A 26,132-nucleotide genomic window follows, 5' to 3' on the forward strand; every position below is an offset into this window, starting at 1 on the left:
CAGCTTCTTCGTATTTAGAAAAAAATTTGAATGTTAGGATAAGATTTACAGTAGATGAGATTAACTTAAATTATAAAGTAGATGAACAAGTAAATTTAAAATATATACTTGTTTCAGACTTTGAGTATAGCAATCAGATAGGTCTTATGGAACCAGCTTATGACCCTGATCTCCCTCGTGATGGCATTCTGATAAAGAATGACACAATATATTTATTACCTCAAGGGGCACCACATAATGGAACTATTCCAGAAGGTAAACATTTTAGTGTAGATTCAAAAAGCGGAAATTGGCGAATGAAATTGGTTCAATTAAATATTTGGGGTTATCAGGTTACATTCACTCGTCTGAAAATTGCGCCAAACCAACCCGAGATTTTCCCTATGGAAATCGCTTATAAACCTACTTACTTTTATGGGATAGTTAAAGAATATGATGCAATTGATTTTTCAGTAGATTTTCCTGATGCAGAAGCAAGTATTGGGAAATTGAAAGCTTCAATAAAAGATAGCGTACATACGCTTAAACAAGGTGATGAGGTACCTAACGCTGTAGAATATATTGAGTCAGTAGAGAATACTCGAGGAAATGTAAAATATGAATGGAAAACGTCTCCTGATACGAGTCAGCCAGGAGTGCAAGAAGCGAAAATAGTAGTCAGTGATGACTCTGGAAGAACACTTGAAGTCACTGTGCCGATTACGATTATGCCTTTGCCGCTAGAGATGTTACCAAAAGCAGGAGAACATAAAGTCATACAATATGGTGCTGTTCCAAAAGCAGCCGATTATTTTAATGTGGTGAATCATTATGAAGAGTCTACATATAAAATTGAATGGGTCAAAGCCCCTGATATGAATCAAGAGGGTGTTCAAACTTGTCTGGCGAAAGCGACCTCCTCAGATGGGCGTACTGCAGATAGTGCAGTACAAATTGAAGTTATCTCCAATCCAGGTTTAGAAGTTAAATTAAAACCATTAGAAGAACGAATATTAGGAGTATCCTACCCTTCTTTAAGTTCAAATTTTAAAAATTATATAGAAGAAGTGACACTGTTAGGTGAGAAAGTAGACGTTAATGAGCTAGAATTGGTCGTGGACGAAACAACCGATACAAATTTTCAGACTATTGGTCAAAAAGAAGTAAACATTACAGTTAAGAAAAAAACTTCTGAGGCGAGTGTCTGGATTAAAGGAACAGGAACCACTACAGTCAACGTATTATGGGGCAATACCATCTTAATGCGTTCAATTGATGGCCATTCTGCAGGTGCTTTCACTCTTGATGTCAGTAACTCAAATACTGACTCCGCAGCTCTTTCGATTCGCCAAGGATTAGAATCACCGTTAAACGTGGCGGTAGGAAAATTACAAGATCCATTTAAACTGTATTATCGGTTGGATATTTTACGTAATGAGAGAACGATCTATACGCAAGAAGTAACAAATCGGGCAACTTTACAAGAAATTATGAATGCTTTCGGAGATAAAGAGAATAAAATAGAAGTTAAAATAGATGATATCATCCAAATCACACACCCAGGGAAAACAGCTAATAGCTCGGTCGTGATGATTGATGAAGAAGAAAAAGATTTTACATACGGAACAGAGAATGCTCGTTATCGTGTAACAGCGTATGGTTTAGACCCAGCTCCCGTAATAACAGCTGAAAGCGCAAGAGTATTTTTTTTAGGCGAAGATATCAACCAATTGAATCCACAAGAGTTCATCAAAAATATACGTCTTAATGATCAATTAACTTCGAATGAACAGTATAAAATCAACCTTATCGATGGGGGGGATACTCGAACAGTTGGTAAGCAAACGATGAGAGTCAATATTACCACAAAAGATGGTTTAGTCTCTGAAGAAGTTGAAGTCACTTATCAAGTGAAATGGGGTGATACTTTCGTTCTAAAGGGGTTGAAAGAATCGACTGTTGGTGCATTCAGTTTACTAAAAAGTAATGATCAATGGCAGATTAAAGCTAGCCAGGGCGTAGAAGGTACAGAATTAGACGAGCCAGTCAATAACTACTTTGGCAGAGGTACCTTTTACTCCATTGAAATTTTACAGGGGACAACTAACAAGTTCCGTTATGAAGTGATAGGCAATCAGTCGATTCGTGAATCCATCTACGGTTTCAACGAGGGAAAACCGCTGGATGTCAATGAAGGTGACGTGATCAAAGTGTACCATGCCGATTCTGTTGGGAAAAATCTATTAATGAAAGACGAATTAGTCAAGGATTACACGATGGGTTCCGATTATGCGTATTATGAAGTCACTGAATATGGCTTGGAACCAATTTTAGCGGTTGCGGCTGATTCGATGCCTCAAGAATTTACCTTGGGTGAAGACAGCAGTAACGTTGATGGATCGAAGTTGATCAATAGTATTACGGTCAATGGAACGATAGTGGCTAGTAATTTATATACAGTCAAACAAATGAGTGATTTCGATACTTCGGTAGCTGGTTCACAAACGATCAAGGTACGTATTGATACGAAAGATGGGCTGGTGTCAAAAGAGCTTGACGTTCCCTATGAAGTCAAATGGGGGAAAACTATTTTGATAAAAGCTCAGAATGGACAATCAGCCGGGGCCTTTTCATTATATGCGGGAACTTCCAGTACGAATCGGGTATTAGTCTTTAACCAAGGATTAAAAACCGATCTTAAGACACCAATTAGTACCGATTCTTCACTTTACTATTCCATTGAAATAGTGCGTGAAGGGCGATCTGTTTACTCGCAAGAGATACCGGGTTATGCGACTTTAGAAGAGGTAATGGCTAATTTTGGCTCGAAACAAAAATTGAATGTCCAAGCAGGTGATATCATAAAACTATATCATCCCCAACGTTCAGACGGTAGTTCTGTCTTACTGGTAAATGAAATAGAAAAGGACTATACCTATGGTTCTCCATATGCTAATTACCGCATAACTTCTTATGGTTTTGAGCCCATGCCGGTAATTGAAACTGTAGGACCAAATAAAGTTTTTTCTTTAATGGAAAACACTCAAAATATAGACTTGAGTCAGCTATTAGCGAATATAACAATCAATGGTGAACGGGTGGAAAGCAAAAATTATAAGATTACGCAACTTTCTAAAATGGACACCTCTACTGTTGGTAAAAGAGAAGTCAAATTAAATCTTAAGCCAGAAGATGGCTCAGCAGATATTGAACTGGATGTTCCTTATGAAGTGGCTTGGGGAAGTACGATCCAACTAAAAAATCAAGATGGCGATACTGTAGGTGCCTACAGTTTGATAAAAGAAAACAAACAAATCAAACTCCGATCATTACAGGGAGAAGACGGAAGTGACTTATCGAACCGTATCACAGAATATGATGACATGGAAATTTACTATGGGATTGAAGTTTTTACAAATAACAGCAGTAAATATAAATACGAAGTTCGCGGTACGCAAACAATTGAACAATCGATTAATCGATTCAATAGTGGGGAACCATTAAAAGTTTCGGTGGGAGATCAAATTAAAGTGTATCATGCCGATCCAAGTGGGAATGTCTTGATGGCAGAAGAAGAAGAGCGAAATTACACTTATGGTTCCAATTATGCGTATTACAATGTGACTGAATATGGGTTTGAACCAACAGGAGATTTTACCGTGACACCAGCAGAAGCGAAAATAGTTATCGATACGAAACGTGTGGACCTTAAAAATCTTTTGAAAGAAGTTAAAGTCAATGGCAAAGAGCTGCCGAAAACTGCTTATACGGTTGCATTAGATCCTGAAACAGAAATCGATACTTCTTCTCGTGAAAGCTGACCGTTCCTATGGTGGTTTTTCTACTGAAACTGAAGCGGCTTATGAAGTGGTGGAAAAAGGGACGGATGGTGCTTTAGAAGATGGTACAGAAGATAGCATGACTGAAGATAAAGAGATCACAGGAACAGATTCAGAAAAAAAGAACTCAAATGGAGACAATACAAGTGGCGCAAAAAATGGTAATTTACCAAAAACCAATGAAACAAAAAATACGGTTTTTACTGTATCAGGTGTCTTGATTGTTAGTTTAGCGGGAATCATCCTGTTTTGGAGAAAAAGAAAAGCAAATAAAAATTCTAAAAATAAGATAATCAGTTATTAAAAAGCCCACGTTAGCTAGACTACAGCTGACGTGGGCTTTTTTGTCGGTCTTCAGATTGATTAGAAAGTAGTTAGCTTTCATTGGTGTCACTCAACTAAAGAAATGAGCTACTCTCTCATTTGGCTTCTATCTTGATATTCGAGGATATCACCTGGTTGGCAGTTTAAAACTTCGCAAACCTTATCGAGCGTAGAAAACCGAATCGCTTTTGCTTTACCATTTTTTAAAATAGAGATATTAGCCATCGTAAGACCTACTTTTTCACTCAGTTCGGTCACGCTCATTTTTCGCTTGGCTAACATGACATCTAAATTGATAATAATAGACATTCGACACCTCACACTGTTAAATCATAGTCATTTTTTAAATAAATGGCTTGTTTGAGTAAATCAATCAAAATGCTTGAAAGGATGTAGATAAAAAAAGGGATAAAGAGTAAGACGAAAGCGATGAGTAGGATTCCTGGACTATCGCTCATATCAGCTATTTGGTAAAATTTTGGCAAAATACCAAATGCAAGGATCGTGATACATAAAAGGCAAGATCGGATTTTACTGATAAGCTTTAGACTCTTTTTAGTAAAAGTTTCCTTTGAAGGGAAGGTTTTGACTAAGCGGAGCAGGAAGAAATTGAGCAACAAAGTCACTAGAAGGATTAGGTAAAGAACTAGAATAAATAGTGTAGTTTGCCAGTTGCTAAATGGATTTGTAGGATTTGTAGGATTTGTAGGATTTGTACTCAATTGAATAGTTAATAGCGTTCCCAAGAGAAGGGGAACAAAACAAAAAACAGAAACGATTAATTGGATAAAGAACAGTTTGGATTTCATAAAATGCCTCCTAAATTTTTATTAGTATAGCATGAGGTTTGTTCATTATCAATAATTATTTATCGATAAGCGATAAATAAAAGGATGGACAAACGCCTTTTTCAATAAAGAAAAGGCGTTCTAACGAATCATATTATATTTTAAAGCTGTAAAACTATTACTAAAAATGGACTATTTCTCATTTAAACAATGTATTCCCTAACCACTAATACATCCTTGTAACCCTGAAGTTACGCCAGTGGGATTAAATTTCATCAAAACAAATCAAAATCTCGCATAAAATATTTATCGCAATAGATTAATTATAACATATCATTTGCAAAAAAGATATTTAATTTAGATTACATTTACGATAGTTTTAAATAACAGAACTTTTAAGGAGAAAAACGTATCATTATCATGTTTATACCCTCCCAAATCTAAAGTAAATATGCTAAAATCACAAATAACAACGAAGATCATGATTGGTTGGGGAAATTTATTCCTATTTTTCGTTATTAAAATTAGGTGTACAAATAACTAATTGTTTTATTTTGTTTGGTTGTGGGGAGTGGAGAAACAAAATACGCTAATATAAATTGTTATATAAGTATGGATAAAAAATTCAGATAAAATTATTAAGTTGTTAGGGGAAGTTTAAATGAAATTAAATGAAGAAAGTTTATTTATCCTAATTTTGATTGGTCAGCTTTACACTGTTTTTATGGCTCTTGGTTATCTAAGGAATCTTTTATCAAATAAAAAATTTCAATTGTTTTCGTTTATTAGTGTAATCGCTTATATTGCTTTATATCAATGGATCAATATCATTGCGACAGTTATCTTATGGGCTGGGTTATGTCTAAGTATCTATATCATTGATCGAAACATTGATATAGCGATATTTTATCCTTCGATTATTTTATTTTTCTACATATTCATTGATGGAACAGCCAAATATCTATATAAAATTTTAGAGTGGGATATCAGCGATTTTTTTACAGCTGTTTTAGGAACAGGTTGTTTGTGGATCGTTACTGTTTTTCTAAAAAAAATGGTCATACCGAAGATTGTTAGGGATAAAACGACTTTAAAAATAGCGGCCATCGTTGTTTTTTTTACGATTATTATTTATTTTATTAACATTTGTAGTGATCGTTTTTCTGTTTTAGCAAGATTCCTAGTTATCAGTAATGAATTATTTACGGTTCTTTATGGTGTAATGTCTACCATAATTTATTGTGTACTACTTTTTATCAAGAAAAAAGAATTCGAAACACGAGAGCAGCAAAAAGAAATGCGTCACCTGATTGAATACAGTGAACAGATCGAAAATAACTATCTTGCATTACGAAAATTTAAACACGATTATAAGAATATTTTGTTTTCAATAGAGGATTATATTCAAACAAAGGATATTGAAGGGCTGCAAAAGTATTTTTATCAAAGTATCAAAGCTACTGAAACGATTTTTGAAGAAAACAATCTCCCAATTGCTTCGATTTCAAATCTTAAAATTAGAGAGATAAAAAGCATTATTTTGAGTAAATTATACGTGGCTAGCCAAAAGGGTGTCGAAGTAAACGTAATGATTCCAACACCCATTACGGATATCGCTATCTCAACAGTCACACTTGTTCGTATGCTAGGGATTATACTGGATAATGCAATTGAAGAATCAGCCTTTTTAGAAAAGGGAAAAATTGAATTGACTATTATGGAGGAAGACAAAAATTGTTTTTTTGTCTTAATGAATCAATGTCGTTCGAGTATTCCTAAATTACATGAATTGAAAAAAGTGAATTTTACTACTAAAAAAGGAAATCAAGGACTAGGTCTAACGAATCTGGACGAGCTTGTTCATTTGAACGAGAATGTTTTTTTAGAAACAAAAATTGAAAACAATCGCTTTATACAAATCATAACGATTAGTGGAATGAGGGGCTAGTAATGTTAAAAATATTTGTTTGTGATGATGAAATTGCTCATCGAAATAAGCTTACTCGGATGATTACAAATTATTTATTGATGAAAGACTATGATGTTCAATTCCAATTTGCTACGGATGATCCAATGATGATCTTGTTGTTTATTTCAAAACATAAAACAGAAGGAATCTATTTTTTGGATATTGATCTAAAAACGGATTTAAATGGGATCGAGTTAGCAAAAAAAATCAGAGATTACGACCCAACAGCAAAAATCATTTTTGTGACAACTTATACAGATTTAGTCTATTTAACTTTTTTATACAAAGTCGAAGCAATAGATTACATCGTTAAAGATAATATGGATACCTTTCAAAAGAGAGTGACGGAATGTATTGACGTCGCAGTTGAACGCTATTTGAATACAAATCTGGAAACTAGACCCCAAATTTGGATTAAGAATGGTCCAGTTGATGTAAAGTTATATGTCGATGAAATATTTTATTTTGAATCTAGTCCAACACCCCATAAATTGATCGTCTATTTAGATAACCGCAGAATTGAGTATATAGGGAAGATCAAAGAAGTAGAAAGTATGTATGAGGTATTTTGTCGTTGCCATCAATCTTATGTAGTTAATCTGATGAATGTGAAAGAAATCAATAAAAAAGAACGAGTGATCACTATGGCCAATGGAGCAAAATGTTTAGTTTCTACTCGTCATTAAAAAAAAGTAGTAAATCAGTTCAAGAAATTAACCAGTTGTTGATTACATCTCCAGGTATTCCGCACTTTTGATCAAATAACGTTCACTTTTGATAAAACCAACTATCTTATAAAAAAACAAATATAATATAGATGAAAAGGAGCGGATCAAATGTCGGAAGAATCTATATCTTTAGAAGAAAAAGTTTCAAAAACAATTAGTAAGCGGATAGGAAGACAATTACAATTGTCAGAAATTGACTTGGCAAAAATGGAATATGGATTAGCTGTTCTTCTGGTAATTAGTTCAAAGATATTTTTTATCTACTGTTTAGCTGGGTGTCTTCATATTATTCTGCCGGTTTTAACTACCCATTTGGCATTTACACTAATGAGAAGAACAACAAAAAGTTTCCATGCAAGAGATAGTAATGTATGTACGGTCTTAAGTCTATTTTTCTTTGTCTTATTACCATATCTAGTTACTACTTTTGCTGTAGATGTCACAAGAGCCAGCTTTGTGATCTGCAGTCTCATGATTTGCTTGATCTTGTGGTTCAAAGGGATAGTGATCGCACAAAAATCGGCGAAAAGTTCTTTGCTAAATGGAAAGAGCCAGATGATAGTGGTCAGTTTGTTCCTAACTATTTTTGGTGGGGTTCAATCAAGTAACCGTATTCGTACCTTACTGTTGTTAGGCATGATGATCTCAACCCTTTTAATGTTTGTTCAAAAAAGAAAGGATGAAGAAAATGTTAAAAAAAATTAGCTCAAGAAAATTAAAATATATGCGAATTTTAGCAACTGTTGCTATTGCTGTTGCTACAGAAGCTATAGGTAAAGGAACAATGTGTACAGGAATTATTTATGAACCAAAAGTACCTGATGCATTGAAACAAATCGAAAAATAAACTTGGAAATCGAAATACTAGTGGAATAAAAAGAATTCATTGTACGAATAAGTCTTAGGATCAAAAATAGTAGTTGCTATTTTGACCCTAAGACTTATTTTTTTCGATAATTTTGTAAGAGCAAAACAAATATAAAAAAGAAAAAAGATTCCCATAATGTCGTTGTCCAACTAAATTCTTTTGAAATTCCAAAAAATAAATTCCCTGCATTAGAAACGATTAAATAAATTAAGGTAGTTATTAGAGCATAAATTATTTTCTTTACCATAATCTCACAACACCCCTTTTTTCAAAAACATGGCTAAAGCGTTCCATTTCTTCAAATGATCTTTACTTAAGTATAATTCATTTAAAAGATATTTGGAAAGAAATTTTATCTGTTTTTTACAGATATGAAAGAAGAAAGAGAGTAGGAAACGATAAATATTAGAAAATTTTCATAGAAACTGATAGTTTTTTGCAATAATAACTGAGCATTATCTTTGCATTTTTTAATGTAGACTACTATCCTTTAAATATACCCAATAGAAAAAAGGCAACACAGTCTATTGGAGGGAAACGTTATTTATGAATGATTGTCATAGAAAGTGAAAAAAGGCTATTAGTATTAGCATGGCATGGTAGCGCTTTCTATTAAATCTTGTAAATAACATGTGTGATCACGGTCAATTAGAAGTAGGAGGTGGAGAATGAATAAAGGGTGGAAGATCGTCGGTATTCTTGCAAGTTTATTCTTGCTGACGGTGCTTTTAGGGATCGCGTTGATCAACGCACCGTATATGATGCCAGAACAGTTGGAACGTTTTCGATTTTTTGTCATAACGAACTACTACGTGCAACAATATCTATTTTGGACAGCTGTCGTTTTTGCTATACTTGTGCTTATTTTGTTATTAGTTGTTCTTTTCTATCCAAAATCCAAAGGGACGTTTGTTTTAAAACAAAAAGATGGAAAACTGACTTTAGACAAGAAAGCAATCGAAGGGCTTGTGCGATCACAATTACATGAAGAAGAATTTGTTGGTTCACCAAAAGTTCGAGTACGCTCAACAAAAAATAAAATCAATGTCCATGTAAAAGGGGATTTAAAACGAACATCCTCTTTAATTGGTAAAACAGGAGAATTGATGCGTGACATTGAACAACAAGTGGCACGAGTACTTGGTACTGAACAAAACATCGCTGTAGCTGTTACTTATAGTGGATTTGAAGATTATGACAGTAATGCACACAAGCACGCTCGAGTAGAATAGGAGGGGCCCATCATGAAAGAGATATTTTCAGCGTACAAGCTCCCTATTATCTTCGGGGGACTTGGCTTACTGTTAGCTGTTTTATGGATAACAGTTGGATTTTTTAAAACACTTCTAATATTAATCATGACTGCTATAGGTGCAGGCATTGGTTTTTATTTGAAAGAAACAAAAATATTTGATCAATTTTTTAAATCTTAGGAGGAACTGGACATGGAAAACAAAGAAATCAAAAACACAAATACAATGACATCTGAGAATAACCATATTTCACGTGGAGAATTAACTTACGAAGATAAAGTAATTCAAAAAATCATCGGTTATGCTTTGAAAGATGTTGATGGTTTATTAACATTAGATGGCGGTTTCTTCTCAAACATTGCTGAAAAATTAGTGAACACGGATAACGTCACAGCAGGAATCAATGCAGAAGTTGGTAAAAAACAAGTAGCTGTTGACTTAGATGTAGTTGTAGAATACGGAAAAGATATTGAAAATATCTATGATCAAATTAAAGACTTGATCAGCCGTGAAGTGAATGATATGACACATTTAGATGTAATCGAAGTGAATGTGAATGTAGTTGATATCAAAACACAAGAAGAATATGCAAAAGATCAAGAAACTGTCCAAGACAAAGTGACAGATGCTGCTAAATCAACTGGCCAATTTGCTTCAAAACAAACAGATAAAGCAAAAGCAGCTATGAATAAAGGAACACAAAAAGTGAAAGAAAACACTGAACCACGTGTTCAGTAATTGATTGTTAGTAAAAGAAATTAGGAGGAAATTAAAATGGGATTTATTTGGTCATTAATCGTCGGTGGTATTATCGGAGCAATTGCAGGGGCTATTACAAATAAAGGTTCTTCAATGGGAATCATTGCTAACGTAGTCGCAGGTCTAGTTGGATCAGCGATCGGACAAGCTTTACTTGGCACTTGGGGACCAAGTATCGGGGGCATGGCAATCGTTCCATCATTGATTGGTGCAATCATTCTTGTATTGGTCGTATCATTCTTTGCTCGTAAACTGTAAGAATTTGATCGGATCATTTGATCGATCATAAATAAAATCAGAAGAGAGTGGGACAATAGTTCTTTCTCAAAAAGAAAATAAGTTCGATTTTGATGTTTATTGTCAAAATCGAACTTATTTTTTCTGTTTTGCGCACTTTCCTCTCCATATATTTTTCCTAATTTTCTTAAATTTAATGCCATCAGTGCCAAACCAATATCAATCGTTGCTCCTTGTTTCCCACGCAAATGGAAACGATGGAACGCCAAATGAGCCTTTAGATGTCCGAACACGGGTTCGACATCCATTTTTCGTTTCCGATAAATCGAACCAGTTTTCTCCTCTAAAAGCTTTTTTTCTGCATTCTGCTTTGAAATAGCGCCTAATTATTATTTACTTGAATTTTTCGCTTTTGTTCACTTTCGCACGCGTACATTGACGACGAACTGAACAGTTCCGACAATCCTCACATTCATAGATTTTGAAATCTCGAATAAAGCCACCTTTATCTTTTCTGCGACTATAATTTTTGAACGGTACCGGACGATTCGCTGGGCAAATATAGGTGTCTTGTTCTTCAAGATAACGCCAATTCTCCACGTTAAACGGATTATCCTTGTACTTCTTTTTATTTTCTTTGTGATAACTGCCATATGTAATTAAGGGAGTTTTATGTAGAACATCGTTGATATACATGTAATTTTCTTCGCTACCATACCCTGCATCTGCCACAATGTACTCCGGTAACTCCTTATGTCGGTCTAAAAAACTGTCTAAAAATGGATTCAATGTTTTGGTGTCTGTGGGATTTGGAAATAATTCATAGCTCAAAACATACTGATTTTCGGTGGCGATTTGTAAATTATAACCTGGCTTGAGCTGTCCATTTCGCATATAATCGTCTTTCATCCGCATAAAGGTGGCATCAGTATCTGTTTTTGAAAAGCTATTTCGTTCTTGAAATAGTTGAGCATACCGTTCATACTTTTGTTTTCTTGGCAGATAATCCGTTTGTACCTGTCGGAGATATTTTTTATACATTCTTCTTTTTTTCTTTAGTTGACTTTGCTTTTCTTTGCATTTTTCATGTGTTAATTGTACTTGTGTTTCATGGAGTTCAGCTTCTAAATGATGAGCGACTTCTTCTAACTGGTCGCTCGTCAATCCATCGGATTGACTTTCTTCTTTTAAGCAAGGAAGAATTTCCTCTTGATAAAGCGTTTGATAAAAAGCTTCTGATTTTTCATCTAACAACCGTTCATACCGAGTGGTGGCTTTACGCCAAACAAAGCTGAACTTATTGGCGTCTGCTTCAATTTTCGTACCGTCAACGAAGATGGCTTCATTATCTATCACTTGATTGGTTATCAGTTGACGGCGAAACAACACAAAAAGCCTCTGCTAGAAGCTGAGCTGTCGTTTCCTGACTTCTGAATCGATTGATCGTGCGGGTAACTCACTTGTTCATGATTGGCTAGCCAACGCATACGGTAACTATCGTCTAATAAAAATTCGATCTTTCTGCCAGAAAAAAACACGTTGCGTGTAGGCATAAAGAAGAATTTTCAACATCATTTTGGGGTGATAGGCTGGACGTCCCAGCTGTTGTTCAATTTGGTTGAAGAGCGCTTGCGGGATTGCTTCTACTAACGAGTGAACCGCAAAGGCAACATCCGTTTCTGGAATATAATGTTCTACATCTAGTGGTAAAGTTGTTTGGTTGATGGTATAATTTTTAAACATAAGGCACACTCCRTTTGATTTTTGTTTAGGCACTTTAATCATACAAGGTTGTGTGCTTTTTGTGTACCTTAAAATCAAAAAAAAAWKGGGCAATAATCAGATTTTTTTCTGACTATTGTCCCACTCTCTTTTTTTATCTACTTTAAAAAAATTCGGTCCAGTTAGTAAAGTTTATTCGTGTAAGCTGTTTAGAATAAAAATATCATTGTTATTGTGAAGTTTTACTCAAAATCCTCTTGACTTAGAGTTGACTCCAAGTATTACAATATCTTTTGTGGTAACAATTACTAAGGCCGAAATGAGTTATTCTTTTCGGACATGTTATTGCAAAAGGAGAGAGAATAGTGAGTATAAAGACAAACATCTTAGACCAAATCAATGGTCCAACAGAGGTAAAAAAACTAACGATAGACGAAATGTCTGAATTAGCTACAGAAATGAGAGAAAAGATTTTACAAAAAAATAGTGCGATCGGAGGACATGTCGGCCCAAATTTGGGTGTCGTGGAATTAACAATTGCTTTCCACCATGTGTTTGACTCGCCCAAGGATAAAATTGTTTGGGACGTTTCCCATCAATCTTATGGACATAAGTTACTAACTGGTCGTAAAAATGGATTTGAGGAGGGAAGTTACCACGAAATTAGTGGCTATTCCAATCAACATGAAAGTGAACATGATTATTTTACTGTGGGGCATACTTCAACTTCGATCAGTTTAGCGGTCGGTCTTGCAAAAGCCCGTGATTTGAAACAGGAGAAAGGAAATATCATTGCTTTTATCGGGGATGGTTCCTTAAGTGGAGGCTTAGCTTTTGAAGGTTTGAATAATGGTGGAACAATCAATTCTAATTTGATCGTTTTGGTTAATAACAATGAAATGTCCATTGATGAGAATCAGGGAAGTTTATATCGTCATTTAGCAGAGCTTCGTGAAAGCAATGGGACAAGTAATGATAATTTATTTAAAGCGATGGGGTATGATTATCGCTACATTGCGGATGGTAATGATTTAGAAACAGTAATTGAGGTTTTCAGAGAAATTAAAGACATTGACCATCCAATCGTTTTACATGTTCACACCGAAAAAGGTCATGGCTATGAGCCAGCCGTCGAAAACAAAATGAAATATCATTGGCATGTACCGTTTGATTTAGAAACAGGCGAAGCGAAAAATGCTCCTACTAGTGAAAGTTTTAATCAAATAATTATGAACTATCTTGATGAAAAAACGAAAACAAGTGCAACGCCTATCGTGGCTGTGAATGCTGCGATTCCAGGAATGTTTGGCTTAAAGGAATTTCAAAAAAAACATCCAGAACACTACTTTGATGTGGGGATTGCAGAACAACATTCGATCACATTTGCTTCTGCTTTAGCATCTCAAGGGATTCGACCTGTGGTATTCCATTCAAGTGTGTTTTTACAACGAGCATATGATCAATTATCTCATGATTTAGCGATCAACGAAAATCCAGTAGTCATTCTAATTGGAGGAGCAAGCATTTCAGGAAGTGATCGTACCCACCAAGGGACTTTTGATATTCCTTATCTTTCAAGTATTCCTAATATTAAATATTTAGCGCCAGCTACGAAGGAAGACTTACTTTCGATGTTGGATTGGAGTTTATCACAAACCGATACACCGGTTGCTATTAGAATCCCTGCTCATGGTGTGACATCTGGTGAAGCAATCGCAAAAGACTACGCTATTCCAAGTTACCAACGCTTGGTTGCTGGAGATAAAGTTGCAATCTTAGCACTAGGTGGCTTCCTTGAATTAGGTAAACAAGCTTTAGAAGAATTTGCGAATCAGGGGATTTCAGGCACTTTGATTAACCCTGGAACGATCACCGAACTTGATCATGAAACTTTAGAAGAATTAAAAGAAAATCACCAATTGATTATCACTTTAGAAGATGGTAGTCTTTCGGGCGGATTTGGTGAAAAAATCAGTCGTTATTATGGAGATTCAGCAATCCAAGTTCTAAACTTTGGTTCTCAAAAAGAGTTTACTGATAGTGTACCTGTTCAAACATTGTATGAACGTTATCATTTGACACCAAAACAAATCGTAGCAGATAGTCTTAGCAGTTTAAATCAATAGAAAAAAACAGAGTAAATTCGTGATATCAAACGAATTTACTCTGTTTTTTTAAGAAATCCGACTTAAATAAACTATATTTATATTATGTAAACAAAGCTAGGGATAAACCGAACGATTAATGAAATAAACATTGCTTTTATCGATAAGAATCCCATAGAATAGAAAAGTAAAGAAATAATCTATTGTTAAGGAGGTTTTTTATTTGATTGATTTGCAAGAAATATTTACACAAAACCAGATTGCGTTTGAACTTTATCGCCATCGCCCAATTTTTACCAATGAGGATGCGTTAGTTGTAAAAGAGGAACAAGGGTTTAGTGGTACTGAGACGAAGAGCTTGTATCTAAAAGATAAACAAAACAATCGCTATATTTTTTTAACCTTCACGACTAAAAGAAGCGACTTTAAAAAATTAAGCAAACTGATTGGTAAAAGAGTGTCAGTTGTTTCGGCTGAAGAAATGGAAGCGGAAACGGGACAAAAGCCAGGTGCTGTTTCACCATTTGGTTATGAATCATCTGTTCCTATCATTATTGATGAAGAAATATTCGCTCAGGAAAAATTAGTATTTGCACCTGGTAGACCTGATCAAACCATGGTAGTCAAAGTAGCTGATTTAGATAAGATCATTCAAATATTAGAAATAAAAACGTATGTATTACCAGCAGGGGTGTGACCTGTAACCATAATGAAACAGGTTCATCTTAAGTAAAATCTTTTGTTTAACGTAAAGTTTCGTGATAGAAAAAACTACACATGAGTAAAGTGGCAGACGTGACGTTCCATACCAAAAAGCTTAGCTGATCAGAAAGTAAATCGAACATGGTTCAGACAAAAACGATGAGACGATCGTGAAAGTAAAACAAAAAAGCAAATGTCTAAACTATAAACAAAAGTGTCATTTTGTTATAAAACATCGATCATCAGCTTTTTTATTTGGAAATTATTTTGTTCCTGTAATCAAGTTAATTGAGATAATAGTTGATCATATCCTAATTCTCTGGCATAATCTTCGGCAGTTTTCCCTTGGTTATCACGCAATTCTTTATTTGCACCATGAGCCAATAATTCTCGGACGATGTCTTGGTAGATCTTTGAGCCATCTCGCAAAGCCACAGCTTCAATTAACGCAGTATAGCCATAATGATTTTGATGGTCAATATCAACACGACCATCAGTTAGCAAAAGTTTGACGTTGGCTAAATGTCCTTTTTCGGCAGCTGGTATCAATGCATTACCACCAAAACGGTTAACGATCGACTGATCAGGTTCACTATTTTCAAGCATATAAGCAAGAATCTCAGTTTTTCCTTGTGCGCCAGCATATAAGTAAGGGCTATCTTGAATATGATCTTGTAAGTTGATGTTCGCACCGTGATCAACGAGGATTTTTGCAATATCGATCATATTATGGTGGACAGCAATCAATAATGGGGATTCTCCTTTTTCATTTTGTTCATCAATCATCGCAGTTGACTGGTCTAACAACGTTTGAACTAGATTTAAATCCTCGGCACTAACAGCTTGTAACAAGCGACCTGGAGCAATTGACATTGGTGTTTCCTCCTTTGATGGATGGTTGGGATTAGTTGGTAAAGGCACAGAAGCTGTAGAATCCAAAACAATCGAATTCGTGCTAGTATTAGTACCATTTGACTGAGAGGAATGATCGGCACATCCTGCAAATACCAATAACGTAGGGAATAACCATAGGATTGAATAAGGTTTCATGAAAACGCCTCCTCCATATTATTTTAGTTGAAATAGCCATAAACAGCAAAGTAAATACTTGCTAAACAATGCACAGCTCTTTAATAGAGGAAAAACGTAATTAGCAACACTTCCAATACGGATTCTTGACAAAAAAGAACAATGATAGATAGTAAAAAATAGTGTCTGACTAAATCTAGACAGGAGAACAGTTTTTGATTCTGTCAAATGAAAGCAGGGGAGTAGATGTTTACACGTTTGTCATCTCAATTAACAGAAAGAGAAAATTATAAATTACTGATTGGTTCAATTATTCCCAGACCAGTAGCTGTTGTTTCAACATTAACTGAGAAAGGGAACTTAAACATTGCGCCATTCAGCTATTTTAATATCGTTAGTTCAAATCCACCCATCGTTTCGTTAGCTGTCCAAAGAAAGAATGAGCAGATGAAAGATACTGCTAAAAATATCTTAATAAGGAAAGCAGCAATTATCCAAGTTTTAGATGAGCAAAATGTGGTGGAGGTCAATAAAACAGCAGCAACTCTTCCGCAAGAAGAAAGTGAACTAACCTTGACTAACTTGACTACGAAAATAAATAGGAATGGTTCAATTCCACCAATCAATGAGGCAAAAATTGTTTTTGAAACGGATTTATATGACCATCTCGAAATTAAAAATGAGCAAGAAGTTACTGCCGATCTTTTCTTATTAAAAATCCATACGTATCAATTAAATGAAGAGGTATATGATCCAGTATCTGGGAAGATCGATCCCAAGAAACTACAACCAGTTAGTCGATTAGCAGGGAATGATTATGCAACCTTAGGGAAAATCTTTACCATCCCTAGGCCAAAGTGAACTACATGACGATAAATATGTTATTTTTAGAGGATGTATAATCCTAAGAATATTATTATAATATTGGCGTAAGAAATAAAATTTAGCTAAAACATTTTTTAGTTATAAAAAACAATAAAGTTTTTTAGGTAAACCGAATGATTTAAAGTTTTATTTGAAATATACAAGTAAAAAGGCAGATATGAGGATTTCTGGTGCATGGATAAACTGGTATGTAAATGTTAAGATAACTTGATAATTTATTCCGAAAAGTGAAAACGAGAAAATCAAAACAGAAAAATCAATCAAGTCAGCAAAGGATTTTCATATTAAACGACTTCCTAAAAAGGGGAAATATATTAAAGATTGATTAATTTTGTTTTTTTATCAAATAAATGATTGCTAAAATAGTTAAAGAAGCTTACTATTAACTCTGTAAAAAATAAAAATAGTAATAACCTTGTTAGGTGAGGCTCCTATACAAACATATGCTATTGCTCAGAAACGTCGAAAGACGCCAATGAGTCAAACAGGAATTGTCGGATTAAGGCTTTTTCAAATAGCTAAGAGTGTTTCTTTACGTTGTATAGTGCTAAAACTCGGACGATGAGATGATGCTAGGTCAGAATTCTTGTTCGAAAAGGTTTCTGACCTTTTCTTATATTCTATAACTGATTCTATATTTAACTGCTCGTGTTCGCCTAACTTGTGTAAGAGGAGGGGGATATGCGATGTGGAAAAACAGAAAGATCGACTGGTTGATTTTAGGCCCTTATTTGGCTTTGTCAATTGTCGGTCTTTTAGAGATATATAGTGCTAGTTCCTATCGTTTATTGGTAGCAGGAAGTGATCCTAAAAGCTTATTTATTCGGCAATTTTTGTTTATTATCCTTAGTTGGGGCGTAATTGTATTGACCTATTCCATCAGATTACAAGTTCTACTGAAACCAAGAATAATAAAAGCTGGATTGATTGTATCGGGCTTATTATTAGCGATGATGAAACTCGGGATTTTTGCTGTAACAGTTAATGGTGCCCAGCGGTGGGTTTCAATCGCTGGAATCCAGTTTCAACCATCAGAAATCGCAACCATTTTTTTGATTTTATATTTAAGTCGTTTTTTTAGAAATGACCGCAGTGTTCCTGAGAAACTTCATATACCAGTATTGATCGTGGGCGGAATCGCCGTGCTTGTTTTGTTTCAACCTAAAATTGCGGGAGCACTGATGATTTTAGCTATTGCTGGAGCTATCTTTTGGGCTGCAGCTATTCCCATTAAAAAAGGGCTGATAATTATCGGAGCAGCGATTGCTAGCTTGATCTTAGTAGCTGGCTTAGTTTTACTACTTGAAAAGCATCATTTGTTACCTTCATTTTTTGAACACGCTTATGACCGAATCGCAATGGTTCATAATCCTTTTTTAGATGAACATGGTGCAGGATACCAGATGAGTAACTCTTACTATGCACTATACAACGGTGGCCTATTTGGTCGAGGAATGGGGAATAGTATTACTAAAAAAGGTTATCTCCCTGAATCCGAAACAGATTTTATTTTCTCAGTCATTGCTGAGGAGTTTGGGTTGATAGGCGCATTACTTGTTTTGTTTTTGCTTTTCTTATTATGTATGCGAATCTTCCAAAAGAGTACGAAACAAAAGAACCAACAGGCAAATTTGATCTTAATTGGTGTAGGGACATGGATACTCGTTCAGACAAGTATCAATATTGGAAGCATCCTTGGTTTAATTCCAATGACAGGTGTACCATTGCCATTTGTTAGCTACGGAGGAACAAGCTATTTAATCTTGTCTTTTGCTATTGGATTAGCTTTGAATATCTCGTCTCGACAAGTGAAAGAGAAAAATAAGCAGGTTGAGAGGTTACAACTCAAGAAACCTAAACTGTTAAACAAGAACAATTAAGAATCTCTCAATTGGACTATCATAATAAAAAAATGGCTATATTTCAAGTAAGAGGTTCGGTTAGAAAGAGGAATCGAAAATGAAAACATTTCAAAAAGTGATTTTAGGTCTATTGACGGCAGTCGTCATTGTCATCGGCTATTTTTCTTTTGAGTTTGTTCATGGTTATTCTTCAACGAGTCGAGCAGACGATGTACCAAAAGTAGAAGCCAAAAGTGTTCCTAAGATTATCAATGTGGCATTGATTGGCTCTGATGCCCGGTCGAAAGAAGAAAATGGACGTTCAGATTCTTTGATGATTGCTCAGTATAATCAAAAAACTAAAAAAGCAAAATTGGTTTCGATTATGCGTGATTCTTATGTAGATATACCTGGGCATGGTCAAGATAAGATCAACGCAGCTTATTCATATGGAGGGATTGATCTTTTGAACCAAACATTGAAAGAAAATTTCAAATTTGAAACACCTTATTATGCAAGTATCACCTTCCAAGATTTCATTGATTGTGTCAATGAGCTATTCCCTAACGGTGTAGATATCAATGCTGAGAAAGATTTAGACTTGGATGGTGTATACATCAAAAAAGGTGAACAAACGATGGATGGGAATACCTTATTGCAATATGCGCGTTTTAGAGAAGATGCTGAAGGAGATTTTGGACGGATCAGAAGACAACAACAAGTGATCAAAGCAATTTCTAAGCAATTAAAAGATGTGACCTCCATCCTTAAATTACCAAAAGCAATCGGTCAACTCTTGGGAAGTATTAAAACCAATTTACCTGAAAGTGTATTAATTGATTGTGGCATTGATTTCTTAAAAGATGACAAACCAATTGATACGTTATCTGTACCAGTTGAAGGTAGTTGGAATTTTAATGATTACACACCTTCTGGTAGTGTACTAGAACTTGATTTAGAAAAAAATCAATTAGCAATCAATCAGTTTTTAGACCAATAGATTTACATTTTATTTAAAGTGTAAGAAGTTAGAAACAAGCGATTGTCGTTGTGTTCTAGCTTCTTTTCTTATGGTAAAATGGATAGAAGTTAAGATAAGAAAATGTGAGCGGAGGGACAAAATGAAACGAAGTGACAATCATCGTAGGAACAAGACTGGTGTTTATCTAACAAGCGCCCTTGTTTTGGTTCTTGCGGCTGGTGGCGGGTATTTTTACTATCAAAAAACGCAAGAAGAGCAAGTGGTTTCAGCAGGAGAAAAAAAGATCCAACAGTTTGCGGAACGTTTGAGTACTGGTGATTATAAAAAGGCGATGTCATACACGCAAATTGATTCACAGACTAAGAAGACAATTTCTGAAAAAGAAGCTCTTGAAAAATACCAAAATATTTACGGAGCTGTGGCCATAAAAGGCTTGGAAATCTCTAATTTAAAAGTGACGAAAAAAGATAGTGAAACCTATTCTTTTTCTTATAAAGCTAAAATGAATACAAGCTTAGGCGAATTAAAAGACCTATCATATAAAGGGACTTTGACAAATAAAAATGATCAGATCAAAATCAACTGGCAGCCGAACTTGATTTTTCCTCAAATGGAAGATACAGACAAAGTAAGTCTGACTAGTGAGGAAGCTAAAAGAGGCGATATCCTTGATCGAAATGGAAAGAAATTAGCAACGACGGGCAAATTGAAACAGTTAGGGATCGTTCCTAGAAAGCTGGGAGAAAAAGAAGAGAAAACAGCAAACATCAAATCAATTGCTGCAGCTTTTGATCTTTCAGAAGATGAAATCAATCAAGCTATCTCTCAAAGTTGGGTACAACCGGACTACTTTGTTCCTCTAAAAATCATTGATGGACAAACCCCCGAATTGCCAAGCGGAGCAGCGATCCAAGAAGTTGATGGTCGCACCTATCCGTTAGGCGAAGCAGCAGCGCAATTGATTGGTTATGTTGGTGATATCTCAGCAGAAGATATCAAAAAGAATGCTGAATTAAGTAGTAATGGTAAAATTGGTCGTTCTGGTCTGGAAATGACTTATGACAAAGAACTACGTGGCACCAATGGAGGGAAATTGAGTATTACGGATGCTGATGGGACAGAAAAAGAAGTATTGATTGATCAAGAAGTGAAAAATGGTCAGGATATCAAATTAACTCTTGATGCCGATGCTCAAAAAATCGCATTTGATAGTTTAGGTGGAAAAGCGGGTTCAACAGTAGCGACTTCGCCAAAAACGGGTGAGTTGTTAGTATTAGCGAGCTCTCCAAGTTATGATCCAAACAAAATGACAAATGGAATCTCTCAAGAAGATTATCAAGCCTATACGGAAAATAAAGATCAACCATTTATTAGTCGTTTTGCTACCGGTTACGCTCCCGGATCTACATTTAAAATGATTACTGCCGCAATCGGATTAGATAATCAAACGCTGAATCCAGACGAAGTATTGACGATCAATGGATTGAAATGGCAAAAAGACCAATCATGGGGATCGTATCAAGTTACTCGTGTCAGCGATGTGCCTCAAGTCAATCTGAGAAACGCAATGATTTATTCAGATAATATCTATATGGCTCAAGAAACCTTGAAAATGGGTGAGAAGAAATTCCGCGAAGGATTAAATAAATTCATTTTTGGGGAAGACTTAGATTTGCCGATCAGCATGAATCCCGCACAAATCTCAAATAAGGATAGTTTCAAGTCAGAAATCTTATTAGCAGATACTGGTTATGGGCAGGGAGAACTATTGATCAATCCGATCCAACAAGCAACGATGTATTCTGTTTTTGCTAATAATGGAAATCTCGTTTATCCAAAATTAGAGATGGATAAAGAAACGAAAGTTAAACAAAATGTCATTGCTTCAACAGCTGTACAGACGATTCTGCCAGATTTGAAAGATGTTGTTCAAGATACGAATGGTACCGCTCATTCTTTAGCTACTTTAGGCATACCAATAGCAGCAAAAACTGGTACAGCGGAAATCAAAGAAAAACAAGATGAAAAAGGACAAGAAAATAGCTTCCTATTTGCTGTGAATCCTGATACAAATGGTTATCTCATGATCAGCATGTTAGAAGATAAAGCAGAAGGTGATTCTGCAACGAAACGTGCACCTGAGTTGCTCCAATACTTGAATCAAAACTATCAATAGACGAATGAATAAAACTAATCAATGACTGTAGTCACTACTTACATTTGGGCTAGGAAACCTAAATTATTTAGAATACTACAGTCACTCGATTAGTTTTTTTATATAGGGATGCTTTAGAATGATCTTTTTACCTTTGGTTTAACGATAAAAGTAGCTAAACCTAATAAAATGAATCCAATAATGAATGGCATCGTATGATGGAAATTAGCATATAGTTGACCACCGATCATCGGACCGATCACTCTAGCTAATGCTTGGATGCTTTGTGAAGCCCCTTGGATTTTCCCTTGGTCCTCTTTGCTAGCATACGTTGAAATCAAACCATTATAGGAAGGACTAAAAATCGCATCACCTAGCCCGAAAAAGACCATGCCGATGATAAAGCAGGGGATCGAGCCATAAAAAGCGGAAAGGATGATGACAGAATAACCAATCATTTCACTGGTAATACCCATAGTAATGATCTGGTTTTCTCGCCAAAATTTTAATAAAATCGGCATAATCAACAGTTGAGCAAAAATGTCCATAATGCCAATTAACGAGAAAGTAAAACCGATGATAATTGGCGATAGATGGAAAGTATCAATTGAAAATTGAGCAAAAATCGCTTGGAATGAACCGTTGGGTAGCCAAATCAAAAAACCTGTGATCAATAACCATTTGACTGATCGAAAAGTGAAAACCAATTGGAGTTGCTTGAAGGGATTGATTTGCTGAAGAGAAAGATTTCTTGTACGTTCACGTTTAGTCAAACTTTCAGGCATGAAAAAATAACCGTAAACCGCATTACTCAAAGACAAAAAGGAGGCAACGTATAAGGGAATTGCTGGTCCGTACTGTGCCAAGAACCCACCAATCAAAGGACCTGCTGCAGTTCCAATCCCAACCGTCGCGCTAATCCATCCAAAATATTTTGTTCGACTTTCAATTGGCGTCAAATCAGCAAAATAGGCAAGAATAGCTGAGATTTCGCCGCCGGTCAGCCCCTCAATTATTCTACCAAGAAAAAGTATCCATAAAGCTCCACCAAAGCCAAATAAATAGTACCCAATCGCAGAGCCAAACAAACTACTGATCAAAATAATTTTCCGACCAAACCGATCACTGAGTGCGCCTAACATAGGGGCGGCTAAAAACATGGAAAAAGCATAGATCGCACTGAGTAGTGTCACCGTGGTTGCTTGTTGCTGTGTGTTTTTTGTGTATTGCTCTACCATAAATGGGATGACCGGATTAACGATTGTTAACCCTAATCCAATCAAAAAGACCGAAGTGAAACCAAAAACGAGTGCATGTTTGTTGATTGTTGTATTCATATCAAAACTCCTTAGCTATAAAATGTTTCCTAGGAAACATTTTATATAGTATCTGTTTATTGTTTCCTTGTCAACAATAAACGGAGAGATACTAAGATAGAAGAATGAAATCTAACGAAGAAGAGAGCAAAAAATCAACCGTGATCTTAAGATCACGGTTGATTACACATGCACTTTATTTTTCTAGTTTTATTCTTTTTAAATTTTCTCTAAAGCGACCGATAAAACGAAAAACAGTATCAAACTCTTCCTTAGTCATTTGTTGAAAAACGACCTCATTTTCTTTAAGAAATTCTTCATGGAGCTTTTGATGCATTTTGTTAATACGCTGACCTTCAGCTGTCAGGAGAAAGTAACGCTCTTTTTTATTTTCAGGTTTCTGATAGCTTTCAAGTAAGCCGTTAGTGATCATTTTTTTAGTTAGCTTACTAATCGCTCCACGAGTCATGTAACTAGCATTTGCTAATTTGGTTACATTTGGATTTGGAATTGATGCTACTTTTTCGATTAAGTCGATCTCATTTAAAGAATAGCCTTCGAGTACTTGTTCTAATTTTGGTTTATTACGCCAAGTGATCTCGTTAGTCAGATCGACCATCTCACTAATCAATTTAAGTCTTGAGTCCATTTTTCACCGTCCTTTTTCTCTAGTATAACGAATGGACATTATCATCACAACATTCATTGATAGATAGTAAGTTAATTGGCGTATACTTTTTTAGTGAAATATTTAAGAATCAGAGGTGAGATCAGAGTACTTAACAAAACAACGATCACTAAAGGAGAGTAGTAGTGATTTTCAATCAAGTTGCTTTGTTGTCCGATCTGTAAAATGATCAGTGCCATTTCACCACGAGAAATCATACCAGCTCCTACCATAAGTGCACTGTTGGAAGAAAAACTAGAGAATTTTGCTCCAATATATCCGCCAATAAGTTTAGTCAGAATCGCTACGAGTGTCAAAATCAAAATAAATAGTATCTGTTCACTAAATTTAGAAAAATCTACTTCTAAACCAACACTCACAAAAAAGACGGGGATGAATACTGCATATCCCAAAGCTTCAACATTATTGTAAACTTCATGTTTTACTTTTGTTTGACTCACTGCAATCCCAGCAAAAAATGCCCCAATTACTGAACTTAACCCAATCAGGTCTGCTAAATAAGACATTCCTAGGCAAATGACTAATGACATAATGATAATGGCTGAATTCGCATAGATTTTTTCTGCTAGAGACATTAAAAATGGAGCGATCCATTTCACTAATAAAAAGATAAATAAGAAATAGAATAGTTGTTCCAACAAGAGTAAAGGAAGGGGTAGGTTGCTCGTAGACTTACCTGTTAAAAAAGATAAACTGAAGCTTAGCACTAGAACAACCAGAATATCATCAACAACAGAGGCACCTAGAATCGTTGATCCTTCCTTCGTATTCACAACATTTAATTCTTTTAATACTTCGACAGAGATACTAACAGAAGTCGCAGCTAAAATAATCCCAAAAAAGATTGCTTCATTGTTTGCTACTTGAAACGCCTCGCCAGTAAGCCAACCGAAAAAGACAGGGAAGAGGATTCCTAAAAGTGCTACAAACATTCCTGGTTTAAAATATTTTTTCAATAAGGATAAATCACTTTCCAAACCTGCTAAGAACATCAGCAAAATGACACCAATTTCAGAAAAATCATGAACTAAAATATTTGGATGAACCCAGCCAAGTCCTGCTTGTCCTAGTAATACACCAACTAACAATTGCCCAATAACAGCCGGAATCCCAAATCTTCTTGAAATATGCGAACCAATTGTAGTTGCAACAAGGATTAGACACAAGATACCAATAAACTCCATAAGATAGTCAAACCTTTCTTTATTCAATAGTCTCAAATATATAATAACATTAATTATTTTATTTGTGGTAAAAAGAGATTGCATAAGAAATCAGCAATCAGAGACTCGGAAAATGAAAAATTTTAAAGCAAATAAAAAGAGGGAGCAAACAGAAAGTTTACCCCTAGAAACGAAAGATATTTGGAAAAAGCAACTTCTTCCATCTTCTAGGTAAACTAATAGTCATGCAACCTCTTATTTACTTACGAATATCTCTTGTTCACTTTAAAATAGCTAATGATTTCTGAGATACCCATGAAAATTAATAGCCCACCAAATAATTGGAAGAGTATCATAACGCTTTTGAATGGATTGAATAATAAAATCAAACCACCAATCAATAAGAGAATACTATAAGCACTCCAACCTTTCGAACGGGTGTTAAGTCCAACGAATAATTGAAAGAGACTTTTTAGGATAATAACTAAACCTAAGATAACTGGTAAGAGCGAGACGATTGCTGCTGCAAAGACCCACACGATTAGTGCGAGAATAAAAAAGGCAATCCCGCTAATTAAACCAAATCCCCATGCACCCGTTTGTTTTCGGTTTTTATTTGCTTCTAAAAGATTCAAAACTCCTAATAAAACAAAATACGCTGTAATGAGGTAGCCAATAAAATGGAATACAGCTGTCGGATTGATCACAATTGCAAGTCCGGCAATGATGTAAATGGCTGACCTTAGCAATGCGTAACGCTGAAAATTCGTTCGTATCATTTCAAACATAACATAACCTCC

General features: G+C 35.3%; 23 protein-coding genes, 1 pseudogene and 1 riboswitch. Of the genes and pseudogenes, 16 read left to right on the forward strand and 8 right to left on the reverse strand.

The features are described 5' to 3' along the window. The first annotated feature begins 146 nt into the window (after positions 1-146). Both EHR_RS10555 and EHR_RS10560 read left to right on the forward strand, forming a co-directional pair. Complete coding sequence (locus tag EHR_RS10555) at positions 147-3,800, forward strand: Rib/alpha-like domain-containing protein (protein WP_243464868.1); 3,654 nt, start codon at positions 147-149, stop codon at positions 3,798-3,800. Then, positions 3,790-4,122 carry an LPXTG cell wall anchor domain-containing protein gene (locus tag EHR_RS10560; RefSeq protein ID WP_014834635.1) on the forward strand — a complete coding sequence of 111 codons (333 nt, stop codon included), beginning with the start codon at positions 3,790-3,792 and terminating at the stop codon, positions 4,120-4,122. The genes EHR_RS10555 and EHR_RS10560 overlap by 11 nt, the downstream gene beginning before the upstream one ends. A gap of 107 nt (positions 4,123-4,229) precedes the next feature. On the opposite strand, the gene EHR_RS10565 is transcribed toward EHR_RS10560, so the two are convergent. Beyond that, the gene (locus tag EHR_RS10565) at positions 4,230-4,451 is read right to left on the reverse strand and encodes a helix-turn-helix domain-containing protein (RefSeq protein WP_010737647.1); all 222 of its coding nucleotides are present in this window, start codon (positions 4,449-4,451) and stop codon (positions 4,230-4,232) included. A gap of 8 nt (positions 4,452-4,459) precedes the next feature. Then, positions 4,460-4,951: a DUF2975 domain-containing protein gene (locus EHR_RS10570; RefSeq protein ID WP_010737646.1), complete on the reverse strand. Its 492-nt coding sequence runs from the start codon at positions 4,949-4,951 to the stop codon at positions 4,460-4,462. Between the two features lie 640 nt (positions 4,952-5,591). Between EHR_RS10570 and EHR_RS10575 the strand changes: the two genes are divergently transcribed. The 8 genes from EHR_RS10575 (at position 5,592) to EHR_RS10610 (ending at position 10,765) form a co-directional block, all read left to right on the forward strand. Beyond that, positions 5,592-6,878: a sensor histidine kinase gene (locus EHR_RS10575; RefSeq protein ID WP_010737645.1), complete on the forward strand. Its 1,287-nt coding sequence runs from the start codon at positions 5,592-5,594 to the stop codon at positions 6,876-6,878. Between the two features lie 2 nt (positions 6,879-6,880). Beyond that, positions 6,881-7,585, forward strand: a complete 705-nt coding sequence (locus EHR_RS10580; RefSeq protein WP_010737644.1) for a LytR/AlgR family response regulator transcription factor — start codon at positions 6,881-6,883, stop codon at positions 7,583-7,585. A gap of 150 nt (positions 7,586-7,735) precedes the next feature. Next, complete coding sequence (locus tag EHR_RS10585; protein WP_010737643.1) at positions 7,736-8,332, forward strand: accessory gene regulator B family protein; 597 nt, start codon at positions 7,736-7,738, stop codon at positions 8,330-8,332. After that, positions 8,316-8,474, forward strand: coding sequence for a cyclic lactone autoinducer peptide (locus EHR_RS10590; RefSeq protein WP_010737642.1), 159 nt, complete (start codon positions 8,316-8,318; stop codon positions 8,472-8,474). The genes EHR_RS10585 and EHR_RS10590 overlap by 17 nt, the downstream gene beginning before the upstream one ends. Positions 8,475-9,163: 689 nt before the next feature. Next, entirely contained in the window at positions 9,164-9,727 is a 564-nt protein-coding gene (amaP, locus tag EHR_RS10595) for an alkaline shock response membrane anchor protein AmaP (RefSeq protein ID WP_010737641.1), read from the forward strand. A gap of 12 nt (positions 9,728-9,739) precedes the next feature. Continuing rightward, positions 9,740-9,928: a DUF2273 domain-containing protein gene (locus EHR_RS10600; RefSeq protein ID WP_010719095.1), complete on the forward strand. Its 189-nt coding sequence runs from the start codon at positions 9,740-9,742 to the stop codon at positions 9,926-9,928. A gap of 12 nt (positions 9,929-9,940) precedes the next feature. Then, positions 9,941-10,486: an Asp23/Gls24 family envelope stress response protein gene (locus tag EHR_RS10605; protein ID WP_010719096.1), complete on the forward strand. Its 546-nt coding sequence runs from the start codon at positions 9,941-9,943 to the stop codon at positions 10,484-10,486. 36 nt (positions 10,487-10,522) lie between these two features. After that, positions 10,523-10,765, forward strand: a complete 243-nt coding sequence (locus tag EHR_RS10610; RefSeq protein WP_010719097.1) for a GlsB/YeaQ/YmgE family stress response membrane protein — start codon at positions 10,523-10,525, stop codon at positions 10,763-10,765. Between the two features lie 37 nt (positions 10,766-10,802). Here EHR_RS10610 and EHR_RS14700 read toward each other — a convergent pair. After that, a pseudogene (locus EHR_RS14700) lies at positions 10,803-12,487 on the reverse strand (IS1182 family transposase). 344 nt (positions 12,488-12,831) lie between these two features. Here EHR_RS14700 and EHR_RS10620 point away from each other — a divergent pair. Continuing rightward, the gene (locus EHR_RS10620) at positions 12,832-14,592 is read left to right on the forward strand and encodes a 1-deoxy-D-xylulose-5-phosphate synthase (RefSeq protein WP_010737639.1); all 1,761 of its coding nucleotides are present in this window, start codon (positions 12,832-12,834) and stop codon (positions 14,590-14,592) included. Positions 14,593-14,794: 202 nt separating this feature from the next. Beyond that, entirely contained in the window at positions 14,795-15,268 is a 474-nt protein-coding gene (locus tag EHR_RS10625) for a YbaK/EbsC family protein (protein ID WP_010737638.1), read from the forward strand. 284 nt (positions 15,269-15,552) lie between these two features. On the opposite strand, the gene EHR_RS10630 is transcribed toward EHR_RS10625, so the two are convergent. Then, positions 15,553-16,323: an ankyrin repeat domain-containing protein gene (locus EHR_RS10630; RefSeq protein WP_010737637.1), complete on the reverse strand. Its 771-nt coding sequence runs from the start codon at positions 16,321-16,323 to the stop codon at positions 15,553-15,555. A 225-nt stretch (positions 16,324-16,548) separates the two neighbouring features. Between EHR_RS10630 and EHR_RS10635 the strand changes: the two genes are divergently transcribed. The 4 genes from EHR_RS10635 to pbp4 all read left to right on the forward strand — a co-directional run bounded on the left by EHR_RS10635 (position 16,549) and on the right by pbp4 (position 22,186). After that, positions 16,549-17,163 (forward strand): flavin reductase family protein, encoded by a 615-nt coding sequence (locus tag EHR_RS10635; RefSeq protein ID WP_010737636.1) that lies wholly within the window; start codon positions 16,549-16,551, stop codon positions 17,161-17,163. A gap of 431 nt (positions 17,164-17,594) precedes the next feature. Beyond that, positions 17,595-17,760: riboswitch (M-box (ykoK) riboswitch) on the forward strand. A 113-nt stretch (positions 17,761-17,873) separates the two neighbouring features. Continuing rightward, the gene (locus tag EHR_RS10640; protein WP_010737635.1) at positions 17,874-19,067 is read left to right on the forward strand and encodes an FtsW/RodA/SpoVE family cell cycle protein; all 1,194 of its coding nucleotides are present in this window, start codon (positions 17,874-17,876) and stop codon (positions 19,065-19,067) included. Positions 19,068-19,146: 79 nt separating this feature from the next. After that, positions 19,147-20,028 carry an LCP family protein gene (locus tag EHR_RS10645; protein WP_010737634.1) on the forward strand — a complete coding sequence of 294 codons (882 nt, stop codon included), beginning with the start codon at positions 19,147-19,149 and terminating at the stop codon, positions 20,026-20,028. A 121-nt stretch (positions 20,029-20,149) separates the two neighbouring features. Further along, positions 20,150-22,186 (forward strand): penicillin-binding protein PBP4(5), encoded by a 2,037-nt coding sequence (gene pbp4, locus EHR_RS10650; protein ID WP_010737633.1) that lies wholly within the window; start codon positions 20,150-20,152, stop codon positions 22,184-22,186. A 113-nt stretch (positions 22,187-22,299) separates the two neighbouring features. Here pbp4 and EHR_RS10655 read toward each other — a convergent pair whose 3' ends face one another. The 4 genes from EHR_RS10655 to EHR_RS10670 form a co-directional block, all read right to left on the reverse strand. Beyond that, positions 22,300-23,502, reverse strand: a complete 1,203-nt coding sequence (locus EHR_RS10655) for a tetracycline resistance MFS efflux pump (protein ID WP_010737632.1) — start codon at positions 23,500-23,502, stop codon at positions 22,300-22,302. Positions 23,503-23,677: 175 nt separating this feature from the next. Next, positions 23,678-24,130, reverse strand: a complete 453-nt coding sequence (locus tag EHR_RS10660) for a MarR family transcriptional regulator (RefSeq protein ID WP_010737631.1) — start codon at positions 24,128-24,130, stop codon at positions 23,678-23,680. A 71-nt stretch (positions 24,131-24,201) separates the two neighbouring features. Next, positions 24,202-25,353: a cation:proton antiporter gene (locus tag EHR_RS10665; protein ID WP_010737630.1), complete on the reverse strand. Its 1,152-nt coding sequence runs from the start codon at positions 25,351-25,353 to the stop codon at positions 24,202-24,204. A 242-nt stretch (positions 25,354-25,595) separates the two neighbouring features. Next, entirely contained in the window at positions 25,596-26,120 is a 525-nt protein-coding gene (locus EHR_RS10670) for a DUF308 domain-containing protein (protein WP_010737629.1), read from the reverse strand. Positions 26,121-26,132: the final 12 nt, after the last annotated feature.

The sequence above is a fragment of the Enterococcus hirae ATCC 9790 genome (genome assembly GCF_000271405.2).
GTDB lineage: Bacteria > Bacillota > Bacilli > Lactobacillales > Enterococcaceae > Enterococcus_B > Enterococcus_B hirae.

Excerpts from the sequence above, each read along its gene's own strand:
- EHR_RS10600 (WP_010719095.1), top strand. The coding sequence starts at position 9,740 with ATGAAAGAGATATTTTCAGCGTACAAGCTCCCTATTATCTTCGGGGGA.
- EHR_RS10655 (WP_010737632.1), bottom strand. The coding sequence starts at position 23,502 with ATGAATACAACAATCAACAAACATGCACTCGTTTTTGGTTTCACTTCG.
- EHR_RS10585 (WP_010737643.1), top strand. The coding sequence starts at position 7,736 with ATGTCGGAAGAATCTATATCTTTAGAAGAAAAAGTTTCAAAAACAATT.
- EHR_RS10630 (WP_010737637.1), bottom strand. The coding sequence starts at position 16,323 with ATGAAACCTTATTCAATCCTATGGTTATTCCCTACGTTATTGGTATTT.
- EHR_RS10575 (WP_010737645.1), top strand. The coding sequence starts at position 5,592 with ATGAAATTAAATGAAGAAAGTTTATTTATCCTAATTTTGATTGGTCAG.
- EHR_RS10580 (WP_010737644.1), top strand. The coding sequence starts at position 6,881 with ATGTTAAAAATATTTGTTTGTGATGATGAAATTGCTCATCGAAATAAG.
- EHR_RS10670 (WP_010737629.1), bottom strand. The coding sequence starts at position 26,120 with ATGTTTGAAATGATACGAACGAATTTTCAGCGTTACGCATTGCTAAGG.
- EHR_RS10660 (WP_010737631.1), bottom strand. The coding sequence starts at position 24,130 with ATGGACTCAAGACTTAAATTGATTAGTGAGATGGTCGATCTGACTAAC.
- EHR_RS10565 (WP_010737647.1), bottom strand. The coding sequence starts at position 4,451 with ATGTCTATTATTATCAATTTAGATGTCATGTTAGCCAAGCGAAAAATG.
- EHR_RS10570 (WP_010737646.1), bottom strand. The coding sequence starts at position 4,951 with ATGAAATCCAAACTGTTCTTTATCCAATTAATCGTTTCTGTTTTTTGT.
- EHR_RS10555 (WP_243464868.1), top strand. The coding sequence starts at position 147 with ATGGAACCAGCTTATGACCCTGATCTCCCTCGTGATGGCATTCTGATA.
- pbp4 (WP_010737633.1), top strand. The coding sequence starts at position 20,150 with ATGAAACGAAGTGACAATCATCGTAGGAACAAGACTGGTGTTTATCTA.
- EHR_RS10640 (WP_010737635.1), top strand. The coding sequence starts at position 17,874 with ATGTGGAAAAACAGAAAGATCGACTGGTTGATTTTAGGCCCTTATTTG.
- EHR_RS10590 (WP_010737642.1), top strand. The coding sequence starts at position 8,316 with ATGTTAAAAAAAATTAGCTCAAGAAAATTAAAATATATGCGAATTTTA.
- EHR_RS10665 (WP_010737630.1), bottom strand. The coding sequence starts at position 25,353 with ATGGAGTTTATTGGTATCTTGTGTCTAATCCTTGTTGCAACTACAATT.
- EHR_RS10645 (WP_010737634.1), top strand. The coding sequence starts at position 19,147 with ATGAAAACATTTCAAAAAGTGATTTTAGGTCTATTGACGGCAGTCGTC.
- amaP (WP_010737641.1), top strand. The coding sequence starts at position 9,164 with ATGAATAAAGGGTGGAAGATCGTCGGTATTCTTGCAAGTTTATTCTTG.
- EHR_RS10610 (WP_010719097.1), top strand. The coding sequence starts at position 10,523 with ATGGGATTTATTTGGTCATTAATCGTCGGTGGTATTATCGGAGCAATT.
- EHR_RS10635 (WP_010737636.1), top strand. The coding sequence starts at position 16,549 with ATGTTTACACGTTTGTCATCTCAATTAACAGAAAGAGAAAATTATAAA.
- EHR_RS10605 (WP_010719096.1), top strand. The coding sequence starts at position 9,941 with ATGGAAAACAAAGAAATCAAAAACACAAATACAATGACATCTGAGAAT.